A 13,509-nucleotide genomic window follows, 5' to 3' on the forward strand; every position below is an offset into this window, starting at 1 on the left:
GGGTCGCGGCGAGCGCTAGAGCCCCGTTTTACACCAGAACCTAGAGTGTCGGCTCTTCCGTCAGGAGGTTGCTCACGAACTCGAACAGGCCGTGCCTGCGGTCGCGGCGGACGCGTTCGGCGTTGACGATGCAGCTGACGTTGTGGAAGGCTTCGTCGAGATCGTCGTTGACGATGACGTAGTCGTATTCGCGCCAGCGCTCGATTTCCGAGCGCGAATTGGCAAGCCGGGTGCGGATCACCTCTTCGCTGTCTTCAGCGCGGCGGTGCAAGCGTGACTGCAGCTCGGTCATGGTTGGCGGCAGCACGAAGATCGAGACGACGTCCGCCTTCATCTTTTCCTGCAGCTGAAGTGCGCCTTGCCAGTCGATGTCGAACAGCATGTCGCGTCCCTCGGCCATCGCCTTTTCCACGGGCTCGCGCGGCGTGCCGTAGAAATTGCCATGTACCTCGGCCCATTCCAGCAGATCGTCGGCATCGCGCATGCGCTCGAACTGCGGCACGGTGATGAAATGGTAGTGGGTGTCGGCGATCTCGCTCGGACGCTTGGCGCGGGTGGTGACACTGACCGAGATCTCGAGGCTATGGTCGCCGCGCAAGAGATTGCCGGCGATGGTGGATTTGCCAGCGCCTGACGGCGACGACAGGACCAGCATCAATCCCCGGCGCGCGATCGTCGTCTTCATCTTCGAGGGCGACGAGGTTTTCGGTGTCGAGGGGGCCGGGCTCATGGTCGTGTCACTCCAGATTCTGAACCTGTTCGCGGAACTGGTCGATCACGACTTTCAGTTCCAGTCCTGCTGCCGTTACAGCAGAGGCGTTGGATTTGGAACAGATCGTATTCGATTCCCGGTTAAATTCCTGTGCAAGGAAGTCGAGACGGCGCCCGGCAGGCCCGCCCGTCTGCAGAAGCTCGCGGGCTGCGACGACATGGGCCTTCAGTCGGTCGATCTCTTCGCGCAGATCGGCGCGGGTCGCAAGCAGTGCTGCCTCGCCATAAAGCCTGTCGCGGTCGAGGGTCGGCGCCTCTGCCATCAAGGCGGCGAGCTGCGTGGAAAGCTTCTTGGCAATCTCTTCCGGCGAGCGGGACGGGTCGTTCTCCACCAGCGTCGTCAGTTCGGCGATGCGGTCCACATGGAGGGTGAGAATGTCCCGCAGCGCCGACCCTTCGTGCTCGCGCATCTCTTCAAGTTTGAAAAGCGCGTCGCCGAGACAGTTGAGGATGGCGGCGTCGCGCGCCGTCACCGCCTGTTCGTCATCCTCGGCCTCGCGGATCTCGACGAGACCACGGATGCCAAGCAGCGTGTCGAGACGCAGCGGTGCCGGATCGACCAGATCGCCCAGTTCAGCACGGAGCGCCATCACGGCGGCCAGCGCATCGCGGTTCAGCACCGCTTCCACCTTCGCGTCCTCGGTCGAGAGCGACAGCGCCACCTGCAGATTGCCGCGCGAAAACCGTTCGGAAATTCGCTTGCGGACATCCTGCTCAAGACGATCAAGGCCGGAGGGCAGCCGCAATCGCATGTCGAGCCCCTTGCCGTTGACCGAGCGCAGTTCCCAGGCAAAGCGGTTGCGGCCGCTTGTTCCTTCGCTGCGAGCAAAGCCGGTCATCGACTGCAGGGATTTCGGGTTAGACGGCAGGCTCATACGCTTCTCCGGACTGCCTTCCCCAGAGGCAAGGCGTCAGTTGCTTTTCGGTGGCTTTTCGGCGTCGTCGCCATCCGGCTGGCCATCGACCACTTCTTCACCGCGGGCTGCCGCATTGCCGGTTGACCGTTCGGCCTCGATCCGACGCCAGCGACGTACGTTGGCATTGTGCTCTTCCAGCGTGGCTGCAAACACGTGCCCGCCTGTGCCGTCTGCCACGAAATAGAGATCGTTGGTGCGCCACGGATTGGCAACAGCCTCGAGTGCGGCGCGGCCGGGGTTGGAGATCGGCGTCGGCGGCAGGCCCTTGATCTGATAGGTATTGTAGGGCGTCTGCTTGGTCAGATCGGACTTGTAGATCGGCCGATCGGACGGTTTGCCCTCACCGCCGAAGATGCCGTAGACAATGGTCGGGTCAGACTGCAGTCGCATGCCCTTGTTCAGCCGGTTGATGAAGACCGAGGCGACATGGGCGCGCTCGTCGTCCTTGCCGGTTTCCTTCTCGACGATCGAGGCCAGCACCACGAACTCTGCCTTGGTCTTGACCGGCAGGTCGGGGTCGCGCTTCTCCCAGATCTGGTCGATCGTCTTCTGCTGAGCGGCGTGCATCTGCGAGAGGATTTCCGACCTCTTGGTGCCGCGCGAGAACTTGTAGGTATCGGGCCGCAGGCTGCCTTCGGCGGGAAGCTCCGCCGGCATGTCGCCTTCCAGCACCGCATCCTCGTTGAGACGCAGCATCATCTGGCGCACGGTCAGGCCTTCCGGGAAGACGACGGAATAGAGGATGGACTTGCCGGAGATCAGCGTCTCCATCACGTCCTTCATCGAAGCCTTCGCCTTGATGTCGTATTCGCCGGCCTTCAGCGTCTCGCCGCCGCGCAGATAGGTCGCGGTCACGTAGCGGAACACGCGCGCGTCGGACACGACGCCGTTGCGCTCGAGATTGTTGGCAATCTCCGCCAGGCCGTTGCCGGGACGGACCATGAAGTGGGCGTTCGTTTCCAGCGGGCCTGGATCCTGAAACGTCCGGATCATGTAATACAGGCCGCCGATCACCACGATGCAGACGAGCACGACCATGGTCATGACGAAGTTCAGGAAGATCACCAGCTGGCTGCGCGCCTTCTTGGAGCGACGCGGCGGTTCCGGCACCCGTTCGGGCTTCAGGGCCTCGTTCGGCGATTTCGGAATGATCGGACCACGGGTCGTACCGTTGCCATTGCCGCCATGGCCGTTTCCACTGCCATAACCCGGCTGATCATTCGATGAATTCATGTCGCTCAACCGTTTCCCCTCGACTCTGGACTTTCAACCGGCTGTTTGGCCAAGCAATACGGCAAAAAGCAGGTTCGGAAAATGATATCGGCCGGACTGTCGAAGTCCAGCCGAGAAGCGAAGGCCGAATGCGCGTCAGGCTTCGTAGCGCTTGAGCACCAGAGACGCGTTGGTACCGCCGAAACCGAAAGAGTTCGACAGCGCCACGTTGATTTCGCGCTTGCGCGCTGTATGCGGAACAAGATCGATCACAGTATCGACATCGGGATTGTCGAGGTTGAGCGTCGGCGGTGCGATATTGTCACGGATCGCCAGTGCGGAGAAGATGGCTTCGACAGCGCCGGCTGCACCGAGAAGGTGACCGATTGCCGACTTGGTCGACGACATGGAGACCTTGGAGGCCGCATCGCCAACCAGGCGTTCGACAGCACCGAGTTCGATCGTGTCGGCCATGGTCGATGTGCCATGCGCGTTGATGTAGTCGATGTCGGATGCGCCAAGACCAGCGCGCTTCAGGGCCGACGTCATGCAACGGAAAGCACCATCGCCGTCTTCGGAAGGAGCCGTGATGTGGAAGGCATCGCCGGACATGCCGTAACCGACGACTTCCGCGTAAATCTTGGCGCCGCGCGCCTTGGCGTGCTCGAGCTCTTCCAGCACCACGATGCCGGCGCCCTCGCCCATCACGAAACCGTCACGGTCGCGGTCGTAGGGGCGCGAGGCGCTTTGCGGGTCGTCGTTGCGAAGGGTCGACAGCGCCTTGCAGGCAGCAAAGCCCGCCAGCGCGATCCGGCAGATGGGTGATTCGGCACCACCGGCCACCATGACCTCCGCGTCGCCCAGCATGATCAGCCGGGCGGCATCGCCAATCGCGTGTGCGCCGGTGGAACAGGCGGTGACGACCGAATGGTTCGGGCCGCGCAGCTTGTGCTTGATCGAGACCTGTCCGGAGACAAGGTTGATCAGGCGGCCGGGAATGAAGAACGGCGAGATGCGGCGCGGGCCTTTGTCTCGCAAAGTGTAGCCAGCCTCGACGATACCCTCGAGACCACCGATGCCGGAGCCGATCAGGACGCCGGTCTCGATCTGGTCCTGGTCGGTCTGCGGGTGCCAGCCGGCGTCGGCCAGCGCCATGTCGGCGGCGGCAACACCATAAAGAATAAATGGATCGATCTTGCGCTGTTCTTTCGGCTCCATCCAGTTGTCGGCATTGAATGTGCCGTTGGAACCGTCGCCGACCGGAATGCGGCAGGCGATTTTGGCCGGAAGATCTTCGACTTCAAATTCGGTCACGACCCGGGCGGCGTTGTCGCCGGCCAGCAGACGTTGCCAGCTGACTTCCGTTCCGCATCCCAGAGGAGATACCATGCCGGTACCGGTGATAACGACACGCCTCATCGCCAGTGCCCCACCCTGTAGTAGTATTGTCAGTTAGTTGCTGAAACGGCCCGAACAAGCGGGCCGTCATGAGAGATCGCGGCCTCGCAACGAGGCGCGCGTCCCGAATATGGTTCGATCAGGCCTGAGCCTTTTCGATGAACTTTACAGCGTCGCCGACCGTCAGGATCGAGTCAGCTGCATCGTCCGGAATTTCCACGCCGAATTCTTCTTCGAACGCCATGACCAGTTCGACCGTATCGAGCGAGTCCGCGCCGAGGTCGTCGATGAAGCTAGCGCCTTCGACAACCTTTTCGGCGTCGACGCCGAGATGATCAACAACAATTTTCTTAACGCGTTCTGCGATATCGCTCATGTCGGTTTCCTCGACCTTTTGTCTTCTCGAATGCCTGAATGGCATCCGTATCCTGTTAATACCTGCCGCCGGCACTTCATGGTGCCGATGCGGGCAAACCCCTTCGCCCCTCTTCAGGTTCCAGTCACATGCTCACGCATTATGACGCCCTGAATTTCGGGGTGACTTCGTGTAGTCAAGGCCCGCTTAACACGGTTTCCGTGCTACGCAAAGCCAGAATCTGTTCCGCCGCACAGCCGCCAACAGCCGATTTTACTCGGATTTGCTGCGCCCGTGCCCCGGATCAGATCATCGCCATACCGCCATTGATATGCAAGGTCTGTCCAGTCACATATCCCGCTTCATTCGAAGCGAGGTAAAGAACAGCGGCGGCAATGTCGGATCCGGCGCCCATCCGCTTCATCGGAATGGCACCCATGATGGCGTCTTTCTGCTTGTCGTTGAGCTTGCCGGTCATGGCGCTCTCGATGAAGCCTGGCGCGACGCAGTTGACCGTCACGTTGCGCGTGGCGATTTCCTGCGCCAGCGACTTCGAGAAGCCGATCATGCCGGCCTTGGAGGCGCAATAGTTGGCCTGGCCCGGATTGCCGGTGACGCCGACGATCGAGGTGATGTTGATAATGCGGCCGAAGCGACGGCGCATCATCGGATGGGTCAGCTCGCGGGTCAGGCGGAACACGGAGGTCAGGTTGACTTCAAGGACTGCGTCCCAGTCCTCGTCGCTCATGCGCACGAACAGTCCGTCCTTGGTGATGCCCGCATTGTTGACGAGAATGTCAACGCCGCCGAGTTCCGCTTCCGCCTTTTCACCGAGCGCCTTGACCGCGGCGCGGTCGGAAAGATTGGCCGGAAAGATGTGGACGCGATCGCCGAGTTCGGCAGCGAGTGCTTCCAGCTTCTCGACGCGGGTGCCGTGCAGGCCGACGGTTGCGCCCTGCGCATGCAGCATGCGGGCGATTTCTTCGCCGAGGCCGCCGGTGGCGCCGGTGACGAGGGCCTTGCGGCCGGTCAGGTCAAACATGTTGAATTCCTTCTCTTCAGCCGAGGATGGCAGCCAGCGCCGCGTCGATATCGGCCGGGGTGTTGAGGGCTATGCCAGAGATATTCTTGTCGATGCGGCGGGCAAGACCCGTGAGCACCTTGCCGGAACCAATTTCGTAGAGCGTCGTCACGCCATTGGCGCCGAACCACTCGACGGTCTCACGCCAGCGCACCTGTCCGGTCACCTGCGCCACCAGCAACGTCGCGATCTCGTTCGCGTCGCTGACCGGCGCTGCGCGCACATTGGCGATGACAGGCACGACCGGATCGTTTTTCTGCACCGCGTCCAGCGCGTGGCGCATGGCGTCAGCCGCCGGCGCCATCAGGTCGCTGTGGAAGGGCGCAGAGACCGGCAGCATGATCGCGCGCTTGGCACCCTTTTCGGTTGCCAGAGCCGCTGCCTTTTCGACAGCAAGCTTGGAGCCGGAAATCACCAGCTGGCCGCCGCCATTGTCGTTGGCGATCTGACACACGCCTTCCGACTTCGCCTCCAAACAGATCGCTTCGACATCGGCGTGGTCGAGGCCGATGATCGCAGCCATCGCGCCCTGACCGACCGGAACGGCGGACTGCATCGCGTCACCGCGAATGCGCAACAGCCGTGCTGTGTCTGCGAGAGAGAACGTGCCGGCCGCACAAAGAGCCGAATATTCGCCGAGCGAATGGCCGGCGACGAAACCGACCTTTTCGGCGAGAACGAGGCCACGGGCTTCGAGAACGCGCATAGTCGCGATGGAAACGGCCATGAGGGCCGGCTGCGCGTTGGCGGTCAGCGTCAACGTTTCTTCCGGCCCGTTCCACATTGTTTCGGACAGTTTCTGGCCGAGCGCCTCGTCGACTTCATCGAACACGGCACGGGCTTCGGGAAAGGCGTCGGCCAGTTCCTTGCCCATGCCGACGGCCTGGCTTCCCTGACCCGGGAATGTGAATGCGATACTGCTCGCCGGACTACTCATAAGGTCGTTTCCTTTCCCTATTTTTGCCCTTTCCATTCACATTCCCGCCTTGCAAGTCAAGGGTTTCGGGCATTTACCCCGATTTTGGCCGGTGCTTACCCCCTGTTATCAGCCCGAAATCAGGCTGATCACTTCGTTGACGCAAAGAACAACGAATAGCAGCGCTGCGGCGCCGAGCAGGCCATTCGACAGCCAGCCATTGCGCCATTCCTTCGGGACGCGGGCTGAGTTCAGCAGCCAGATCAACGTGACCGCCAGGAACGGCATGAAGAAGGCTCCGAGCGCGCCATAGATGATGACGAGCGTGAACGGGCGACCGAACCACAACAGCGTCATCGGCGGAATCGTCAGCCAGAACAGGTAGAACTTGAAGGCCGGCGTCTTTTCCAGCCCCTGCCGCGAGCCACTGGTTTCGCCACGCACGGTGCGGACGAAATCCGCAAACAACAGCGACACGCCATGCCAGACGCCGAGGATGGAGGAGATCGTGGTGGCAAAGAAACCGACCAGGAAGGCCTTTGCGACAAACGGACCGAACCGCTCCTGAAGGACCGCATCGAGATCGAGCAGGCCGCGGTCGCCGGTCGAGAGCGCGATCTGCGCGGTGTAGAGAAGCTCGGCGCCGACGATCAGCATGGCGATCACGAAAATGCCGGTCATGATGTAGGCAACACGGTTGTCGAGGCGCATGACGCCCATCCAGGACGGGGTGCGCCATCCCTTGGCATTCACCCAGTAGCCGTAGGACGCCATGGTGATGGTACCGCCGACGCCGCCGATCAGGCCGAGCGTGTAGATGGCCGAACCCTCGGGAATGGTCGGGATCAGACCGGTCAGCGCATTGCCGACATCAGGCACGACAAGGATGGCGATACCGACGACGATGGTGAACATGATGGCGATGAAGACCTTCATCACGGTCTCGAAGACTTCGTAGTTGTTGAAGGCAACGAAGGCCGCGCAGACGAGGCCTGAGATCATGGCCCAGGCCCATAGCGGCAGGAACGGGAAGAGAGCCGCCAGCGGCAGCGCCGTCGCGCTCATCGCGGTAGCGCCGTACACGAAGCCCCAGATCATGATGTAGATGCCAAAGTACCAGCTCGTCCATTTGCCGAGCGACCGCCAGCCGTCGAGCATGGTCGAACCGGTCGCGAGGTGATAGCGGGCCGATCCCTCGGCAAGCGCGATCTTGACGATACAGCCAATGACCGCTGCCCAGAGTAGCGCATAGCCGAAACGCGAGCCGGCAATCAGCGTGGCGATCAGATCGCCTGCGCCAACGCCGGTAACGGCAACCACGATACCGGGACCGATCAGTTTCCATCGACCCGTCTTCGGCGGTTCGCCGGCGTCAGGAAACCCCTTGTCGTCGTATTGTGTCGTCTCATGCTGCGTCGCGTTATCGACCATTCAAAATGCCCTCCAAAAATTTGTTCTGCGCCAGACGCAAATCCGGCCGCAAAATTGCCGTATCGGGAACAAGTTGGAAAAAATTCTCTCCCGTCCAGCAAACTCTTGATAAATTTTACGCTACCGACGCGCGAAACCGGCACCGATCTGCTCTTGCACTGCGTCAAATCCGATCTAAAGTCCGGCCACTTTTTCAGACGGGATCGATCTTTATGAAATACAATAAACTGGGCCGCACCGACCTCTCCGTTTCGGAGATCTGCCTGGGCACGATGACCTGGGGAACGCAGAATTCCGAGGCCGAAGCTCATGAACAGATGGACTATGCTTTCGACAACGGCATCAACTTCTTTGATACGGCCGAACTCTACCCGACGACGCCTCCGGGTGCCGAAACCTACGGTGACACGGAAACGATCATCGGCACCTGGCTGCAAAAGAGCGGCAAGAGACAGGACCTGATCCTCGCCTCCAAGATCGCCGGCAGCGGTCGCTCCTACATTCGCGACGGCCGCCCGATTACCCGCGAGACGATTCGGGAAGCACTCGATGCCAGCCTCTTGCGCCTCAAGACGGATTACCTCGACCTCTACCAGATCCACTGGCCGAACCGCGGCACGTTCCACTTCCGCAATTCCTGGAAATTCGATGCGTCGAAACAGGATCGCGAACAGGCACGCACGAGTTTTCTGGAAAAACTCGAAACGCTCGGCGAACTGGTGAAGGAGGGCAAGATCCGCGCGATCGGGCTTTCCAACGAAAGCACCTGGGGCACGATGCGCTATCTCGATGTGGCCGAGGAGAAGGGTCTGCCCCGCGTCGCGACGCTGCAGAACGAATACAATCTTCTCTATCGCCAGTTCGATCTGGATCTTGCAGAAATGTCCCATCACGAGGATGTCGGCCTGCTCGCCTACTCGCCGCTCGCAGCCGGTCTGCTTTCCGGCAAGTATCAGGGCGGCGCACGACCTGAAGGCTCGCGCGGCGCGATCAACCAGGATCTCGGCGGTCGCCTTCAGCCGCGGCAGGAGCCGGCGGTCAAGGCCTATCTCGACATAGCCAAGAAGCACGGCCTCGACCCGTCTCAGATGGCGCTCGCCTTCTGCCTGACGCGCCCCTTCATGGCCTCCGTCATCATCGGTGCAACGACGATGGACCAATTGAAGACCAATATCGCGGCTGCCGACGTGACGCTGTCGGATGAGGTTCTGAGAGAGATTGCCGCGGTCTATCGCGACTATCCGATGCCGATCTGAGGTCGCGACAGATTGCGGATGACCGGCTGAAACACGCTGTCGTCATCCGCAAACTTGCGCTATTTCTTCCGGCGGAGGACAAGCCATGATCGACATTCCAAGGCCCGGAAGCCCGTTCCACGAGGCCTATCTGGTCGCAGCCGCGCAATGTGGTCAGCTGCCGATTACCGAGATATCCGACACGAACGAGAACTGCATCGTCAGCTCGATCGCCTGGATCGCCATGCGCGACCAGGTCAGGGCGGACCGGACCTTCGTGACGGAAGCTGGATTTCCGCTCGCCGCCCTCCTCATCGTGATTGCCGTGGTCAGATACCGGAAAAGCCGGGCGGCGCGGTAGGTCAGCATAAAGGTGGCCGGAACGATAAGTCCCGGCCGCCGGATATATCTCTGTCGCCGCTCAATCGCTCGGCTATTTCACGACAACTCAGCCGGCGGGTTTGCGATCAAGGATGGTGCCGACTGAAGGAAGCTGATCGATGGAGCGAAGAAGTACTCGCCGCCCATCAAGGTCACCGTCTGCACGAAATCCATCACGCCGACCTTTTGTGGCTGACTATGGCCATCGATCCATTCCTTTTCGGACGGATCGCCACTGTTTGCGACCTGGCTGATGATGAAGTCGACACCTTTCTTCGCCGGAACCGCCGGCTGGAACGGAAACGACGTATTGTTCGCCCAGGCACTCTGGGTGAACTCGAACTGCTGATTGACGTCGGCCATGTAAGCCATGAAAATAAGACCGACACCCTTGTCTGGCTCATCCGAAAAATCGGGTGCCCGATCGCCATAGGTTATGCCTCGGCGCGCCATGATATGCGAGCGCTCGAATTCGTCGCCCGGCGTGCGCGGATTGGTCTTCCTGACATGCGCTCGAACGGGACATTTCAGCCCGACCGGGTCTAGTGTGTAGTCGAAGTCATTCGTTGGCGCGCCCGCCACTGGACCGCTCTGCAGTGCCGGTGTTCCGTCCTCGAAGCGACCGACAACCATCGCACCCGCGCGGTCCTCATCGGGGTTCTGTGGATCCACCGACTGCGCAAGCAGACGTTCTCTCTCCTTGGACAGCATCACGTTCTGCTCGAGCTTGCGGTAGACGAAATAGCTGCCGCATGAAAATGTCGTGGGATTGCCCGGATCCGAGACGACAAACTGGGAGGCCTTGAACTCCTCGTCCCATTTGCCGCGCGGTTTGGGCATTCCACTGTTGTCGAGGAAGTCTTCGGTCAGAAACAATGGCTGGCTGATGCCATCGACATAGCCGAAATGCTCGATGCCTTCGCCTCGAACATCGCCGCCCGCCTGCTTGCGCCTCTGCGCCAGGCCGATGTCCGAACCCAGAACCGTTGCGCCGTGCTTTGCGAAAACCTTCTGCAACGCGCTGTAGGAATTGCCCACAAGTGAGGCCTGTTCGTCTGCAATCAGAACCATGGCGTCGGGGTCGTCCTTGGCGCTGTCCCAAGCCTCACCCTTTTCCCAGTGCTCCTTTTCCGGATCATTGATTGGAGGACCGGCAAACGGAAGCGGCATCGGATTGAGCCGTCCGCGGTTCCGCATCCCGGCCCTGAATGAGGCATCGGCGGGAATGTTGGCCTCCGGCAAACTAAGGGCTGCATACCCTTTTGCGCTGAGGAAGACGCTGACGACCGTTCCGCCGCCGAGTTTCGTTGCCTTGAATGCTTCTGCCTCGCGCAGTTGCGTCAGCGCGGATGTCGTCACGAACGAAAGATCCCGCAGCAGGCCGGCGACCGCATCAGACTTCATGCCAGCGAAACTGAGAAAGACATTCTTGGTATGATCTCTGCCGTGCCCCTTCAGGATATTGGCCTGCAGGTCCGACAAAAGCGAAAGAAGATCCGCATCCGACGTCCAATTTTTCCAGGTGATGGTAGTATTCAAAATAGTATCGAGCTTAGCCATGCCTCCTGCTCCTCTTGGCAAAGGGTCGAATTGACCCGAACCCAAATTACAACCCAAGGTGCTATGAAGTCCATTTAACTATTTTTACGAGCGTCGAACCCCTCCCCCTTGCCTTATCGTCAAAAATCCGTATAAGCCGCCTTGTTCGAAACACCCGGTCTTCTGGCTGGTGGCTGAACGGAGGGTAGGTCGCGTGAGCGGCCGTAGGAACGAAAAGCGTTCCGGCCTCCCGTGTCTCCGCTCTCGACCGTCTCGATACAACAGCTTTTCTTGCCTGGGCTTGCCCCATTCCAAGAGCAGTCGTTGAGGCTTAGCCGCCGAACCCGGGTGACAAAACAACCGCAAGAAAGGCAAAGCTTACATGGCTCTTTATGAACACGTATTCCTTGCTCGACAGGATATGTCCGCACAGCAGGTTGATGCCCTCGTAGAACAGTACAAGGGTGTCCTCGAAGCAAATGGCGGCAAAGTCGGGCGCGTAGAAAACTGGGGCCTCAAGTCCCTCACATACCGCATCAAGAAGAACCGCAAGGCGCATTACGCCCTTATGGACATCGACGCACCGGCAGCTGCCGTGCACGAGATGGAACGCCAGATGCGCATCAACGAAGACGTTCTTCGCTACATGACGCTTGCCGTCGAGAAGCACGAAGAAGGTGCGTCTGCAATGATGCAGAAGCGCGACCGTGACGACCGCCCTCGCCGTGATGGCGACGACCGTGGTCCTCGCCGCGACTTCGGCGATCGTGGCCCGCGCCGCGATTTCGGCGATCGTCCCCCGCGTGAAGGTGGTTTCGAGCGCGCACCGCGCCCGCCACGTGACGCTTAATCGGTTCGAAGGAGAAAACACCAATGGCTGACTCATCCTCCTCCGCGGCACGCCGTCCGTTCCACCGCCGTCGCAAGACCTGCCCGTTCTCGGGCGCGAATGCACCGCGGATCGACTACAAGGACGTTCGTCTTCTGCAGCGCTACATTTCCGAGCGCGGCAAGATCGTACCTTCGCGTATCACGGCCGTTTCCCAGAAGAAGCAGCGCGAACTGGCCCAGGCCATCAAGCGCGCCCGCTTCCTCGGCCTGCTGCCTTACGTTCTGTCCTAATCTGATATTGGACCTGCCGGCTGTCAAAGCCGGCAGGTCCATCTTCCCTTCCGCGTTGGGCGCGGATCGGCAAAACCAAAACCCCATGTTGGGGATCAAGGCCATTGCGACATCCGTCCCGGCCTATCCCCTAACTGCTTGATGTGGCAGGACAGCGAGACAAAGTGACGAACAAGTTCCAGACAGTGCTGCCGACCGGTATCCTTGCCGGTGTTATCGCTACCGTGCTTGTCATGGGTGCGAGCGCACAGTCGTCGTTTGCCTCCATTCTCTATGCAGCTTCCGCTCTTCCGATCCTGATTGCCGGCCTCGGCTGGGGCAATCGCGCCGCCATCGTCGGTGTCGTCACCGCAGGCGTACTTGGTGCACTTCTCGTGTCGCCGATGTTTGCGCTGGCCATGGCGGTGTTCACCCTGATCCCCGCCGGCTGGTTGTCTCATCTCGCCAATCTTGCCCGTCCCGCCTCCGAGCTTGGCGGCCCGGACAATCTGATGGCCTGGTACCCGATCTCCGACATTCTGCTGCACCTCTGCGGCCTTGTCACGATTGCCGTCATCGCGCTTGGCTTTGCGATCGGCTATGGCCCGGAACTGATCGACCAGATGGTCGATGCGATGACGACAGCGCTCCAGGCGCAGGAGCCCACCCTCGCCCCCGATGTCGCGAGCCTTTCCCAGACCAAGTCGCTGCTGGTGCTGATGCTGCCGATGTTTCAGGGCGGCATCTGGGTGACGCTGCTGTTTGCGGCCTTCTATATCGCGGTACGCGTCGTGTCGCGGTCCGGCCGGGCGGTTCGGCCGCGCGAGGACATGCCGTCGGCGCTGCGCATGAACCGCAATGCCATCTTTATCTTTCTCGCCGGCACCGTGATGACTTTCTTCGGCGGCGCTCCGGCGATGATCGGCGCGGTCGTCTGCGGCACGTTCGGCGCCGGCTTTCTCATGGCGGGCTATGCCTCGCTTCACTTTCGGACACGCGACAAGGACTGGCGCCTGCCGGTTCTCGTCCTCTGCTACCTGTCGTCGATGCTTATCCTGCCGGCGATCGCCATTGTCGTGCTGGGTCTTTCCGACACACGCCGCACCATTGCCCTGACGCCTGCAAAACCTGCAGACGGCAGTGACGAACCACCTACGAATTGAAACTTGAAA

General features: G+C 60.7%; 14 protein-coding genes. 5 read left to right on the forward strand and 9 right to left on the reverse strand.

Annotated features, from left to right (window positions below; genetic code table 11):
• Nucleotides 1–40 precede the first annotated feature (40 nt).
• The 8 genes from gmk to ACQY1L_RS09500 all read right to left on the reverse strand — a co-directional run bounded on the left by gmk (nt 41) and on the right by ACQY1L_RS09500 (nt 8,081).
• Nucleotides 41–730: a guanylate kinase gene (gene gmk, locus ACQY1L_RS09465; protein ID WP_062579867.1), complete on the reverse strand. Its 690-nt coding sequence runs from the start codon at nt 728–730 to the stop codon at nt 41–43.
• A gap of 7 nt (nt 731–737) precedes the next feature.
• On the reverse strand, nt 738–1,646 hold the full coding sequence (locus ACQY1L_RS09470; protein ID WP_430240748.1) for a YicC/YloC family endoribonuclease: 909 nt from the start codon (nt 1,644–1,646) through the stop codon (nt 738–740).
• 36 nt (nt 1,647–1,682) lie between these two features.
• Complete coding sequence (gene mltG / locus ACQY1L_RS09475; RefSeq protein WP_113111093.1) at nt 1,683–2,921, reverse strand: endolytic transglycosylase MltG; 1,239 nt, start codon at nt 2,919–2,921, stop codon at nt 1,683–1,685.
• A gap of 135 nt (nt 2,922–3,056) precedes the next feature.
• Nucleotides 3,057–4,319, reverse strand: coding sequence for a beta-ketoacyl-ACP synthase II (fabF, locus tag ACQY1L_RS09480; RefSeq protein ID WP_062453337.1), 1,263 nt, complete (start codon nt 4,317–4,319; stop codon nt 3,057–3,059).
• A 118-nt stretch (nt 4,320–4,437) separates the two neighbouring features.
• Nucleotides 4,438–4,674: an acyl carrier protein gene (locus ACQY1L_RS09485; RefSeq protein WP_006727438.1), complete on the reverse strand. Its 237-nt coding sequence runs from the start codon at nt 4,672–4,674 to the stop codon at nt 4,438–4,440.
• 283 nt (nt 4,675–4,957) lie between these two features.
• Nucleotides 4,958–5,695 carry a 3-oxoacyl-[acyl-carrier-protein] reductase gene (fabG, locus tag ACQY1L_RS09490; protein ID WP_062453338.1) on the reverse strand — a complete coding sequence of 246 codons (738 nt, stop codon included), beginning with the start codon at nt 5,693–5,695 and terminating at the stop codon, nt 4,958–4,960.
• Between the two features lie 16 nt (nt 5,696–5,711).
• Nucleotides 5,712–6,671 carry an ACP S-malonyltransferase gene (gene fabD / locus ACQY1L_RS09495; RefSeq protein ID WP_430240749.1) on the reverse strand — a complete coding sequence of 320 codons (960 nt, stop codon included), beginning with the start codon at nt 6,669–6,671 and terminating at the stop codon, nt 5,712–5,714.
• A gap of 108 nt (nt 6,672–6,779) precedes the next feature.
• Entirely contained in the window at nt 6,780–8,081 is a 1,302-nt protein-coding gene (locus ACQY1L_RS09500; protein ID WP_430240750.1) for an Nramp family divalent metal transporter, read from the reverse strand.
• Nucleotides 8,082–8,293: 212 nt separating this feature from the next.
• Between ACQY1L_RS09500 and ACQY1L_RS09505 the strand changes: the two genes are divergently transcribed.
• A complete protein-coding gene (locus ACQY1L_RS09505) occupies nt 8,294–9,337 on the forward strand; it encodes an aldo/keto reductase (protein WP_184654862.1) in 1,044 nt (347 codons plus the stop codon).
• A gap of 85 nt (nt 9,338–9,422) precedes the next feature.
• Entirely contained in the window at nt 9,423–9,677 is a 255-nt protein-coding gene (locus ACQY1L_RS09510) for a hypothetical protein (RefSeq protein WP_092661864.1), read from the forward strand.
• A gap of 77 nt (nt 9,678–9,754) precedes the next feature.
• On the opposite strand, the gene ACQY1L_RS09515 is transcribed toward ACQY1L_RS09510, so the two are convergent.
• A complete protein-coding gene (locus ACQY1L_RS09515) occupies nt 9,755–11,257 on the reverse strand; it encodes a Dyp-type peroxidase (protein ID WP_430261844.1) in 1,503 nt (500 codons plus the stop codon).
• Nucleotides 11,258–11,618: 361 nt separating this feature from the next.
• Between ACQY1L_RS09515 and rpsF the strand changes: the two genes are divergently transcribed.
• From rpsF to ACQY1L_RS09530, 3 genes are all read left to right on the forward strand, one after another.
• Complete coding sequence (gene rpsF / locus ACQY1L_RS09520; protein ID WP_062453344.1) at nt 11,619–12,086, forward strand: 30S ribosomal protein S6; 468 nt, start codon at nt 11,619–11,621, stop codon at nt 12,084–12,086.
• Nucleotides 12,087–12,109: 23 nt separating this feature from the next.
• Nucleotides 12,110–12,358, forward strand: a complete 249-nt coding sequence (gene rpsR, locus ACQY1L_RS09525) for a 30S ribosomal protein S18 (RefSeq protein ID WP_062453345.1) — start codon at nt 12,110–12,112, stop codon at nt 12,356–12,358.
• Between the two features lie 164 nt (nt 12,359–12,522).
• The gene (locus ACQY1L_RS09530; RefSeq protein WP_062579851.1) at nt 12,523–13,500 is read left to right on the forward strand and encodes a DUF2232 domain-containing protein; all 978 of its coding nucleotides are present in this window, start codon (nt 12,523–12,525) and stop codon (nt 13,498–13,500) included.
• Nucleotides 13,501–13,509 lie beyond the last annotated feature (9 nt).

Origin of the sequence: Neorhizobium sp. DAR64862/K0K3, assembly GCF_050500185.1 — a bacterium.
Classification (GTDB): Bacteria; Pseudomonadota; Alphaproteobacteria; order Rhizobiales; family Rhizobiaceae; genus Neorhizobium; species Neorhizobium soli.

Bases quoted from the DNA above. Each gene is read 5' to 3' on its own strand.
- gmk (WP_062579867.1), bottom strand. From the start codon at position 730: ATGAGCCCGGCCCCCTCGACACCGAAAACCTCGTCGCCCTCGAAGATG.
- ACQY1L_RS09470 (WP_430240748.1), bottom strand. From the start codon at position 1,646: ATGAGCCTGCCGTCTAACCCGAAATCCCTGCAGTCGATGACCGGCTTT.
- mltG (WP_113111093.1), bottom strand. From the start codon at position 2,921: ATGAATTCATCGAATGATCAGCCGGGTTATGGCAGTGGAAACGGCCAT.
- fabF (WP_062453337.1), bottom strand. From the start codon at position 4,319: ATGAGGCGTGTCGTTATCACCGGTACCGGCATGGTATCTCCTCTGGGA.
- ACQY1L_RS09485 (WP_006727438.1), bottom strand. From the start codon at position 4,674: ATGAGCGATATCGCAGAACGCGTTAAGAAAATTGTTGTTGATCATCTC.
- fabG (WP_062453338.1), bottom strand. From the start codon at position 5,695: ATGTTTGACCTGACCGGCCGCAAGGCCCTCGTCACCGGCGCCACCGGC.
- fabD (WP_430240749.1), bottom strand. From the start codon at position 6,671: ATGAGTAGTCCGGCGAGCAGTATCGCATTCACATTCCCGGGTCAGGGA.
- ACQY1L_RS09500 (WP_430240750.1), bottom strand. From the start codon at position 8,081: ATGGTCGATAACGCGACGCAGCATGAGACGACACAATACGACGACAAG.
- ACQY1L_RS09505 (WP_184654862.1), top strand. From the start codon at position 8,294: ATGAAATACAATAAACTGGGCCGCACCGACCTCTCCGTTTCGGAGATC.
- ACQY1L_RS09510 (WP_092661864.1), top strand. From the start codon at position 9,423: ATGATCGACATTCCAAGGCCCGGAAGCCCGTTCCACGAGGCCTATCTG.
- ACQY1L_RS09515 (WP_430261844.1), bottom strand. From the start codon at position 11,257: ATGGCTAAGCTCGATACTATTTTGAATACTACCATCACCTGGAAAAAT.
- rpsF (WP_062453344.1), top strand. From the start codon at position 11,619: ATGGCTCTTTATGAACACGTATTCCTTGCTCGACAGGATATGTCCGCA.
- rpsR (WP_062453345.1), top strand. From the start codon at position 12,110: ATGGCTGACTCATCCTCCTCCGCGGCACGCCGTCCGTTCCACCGCCGT.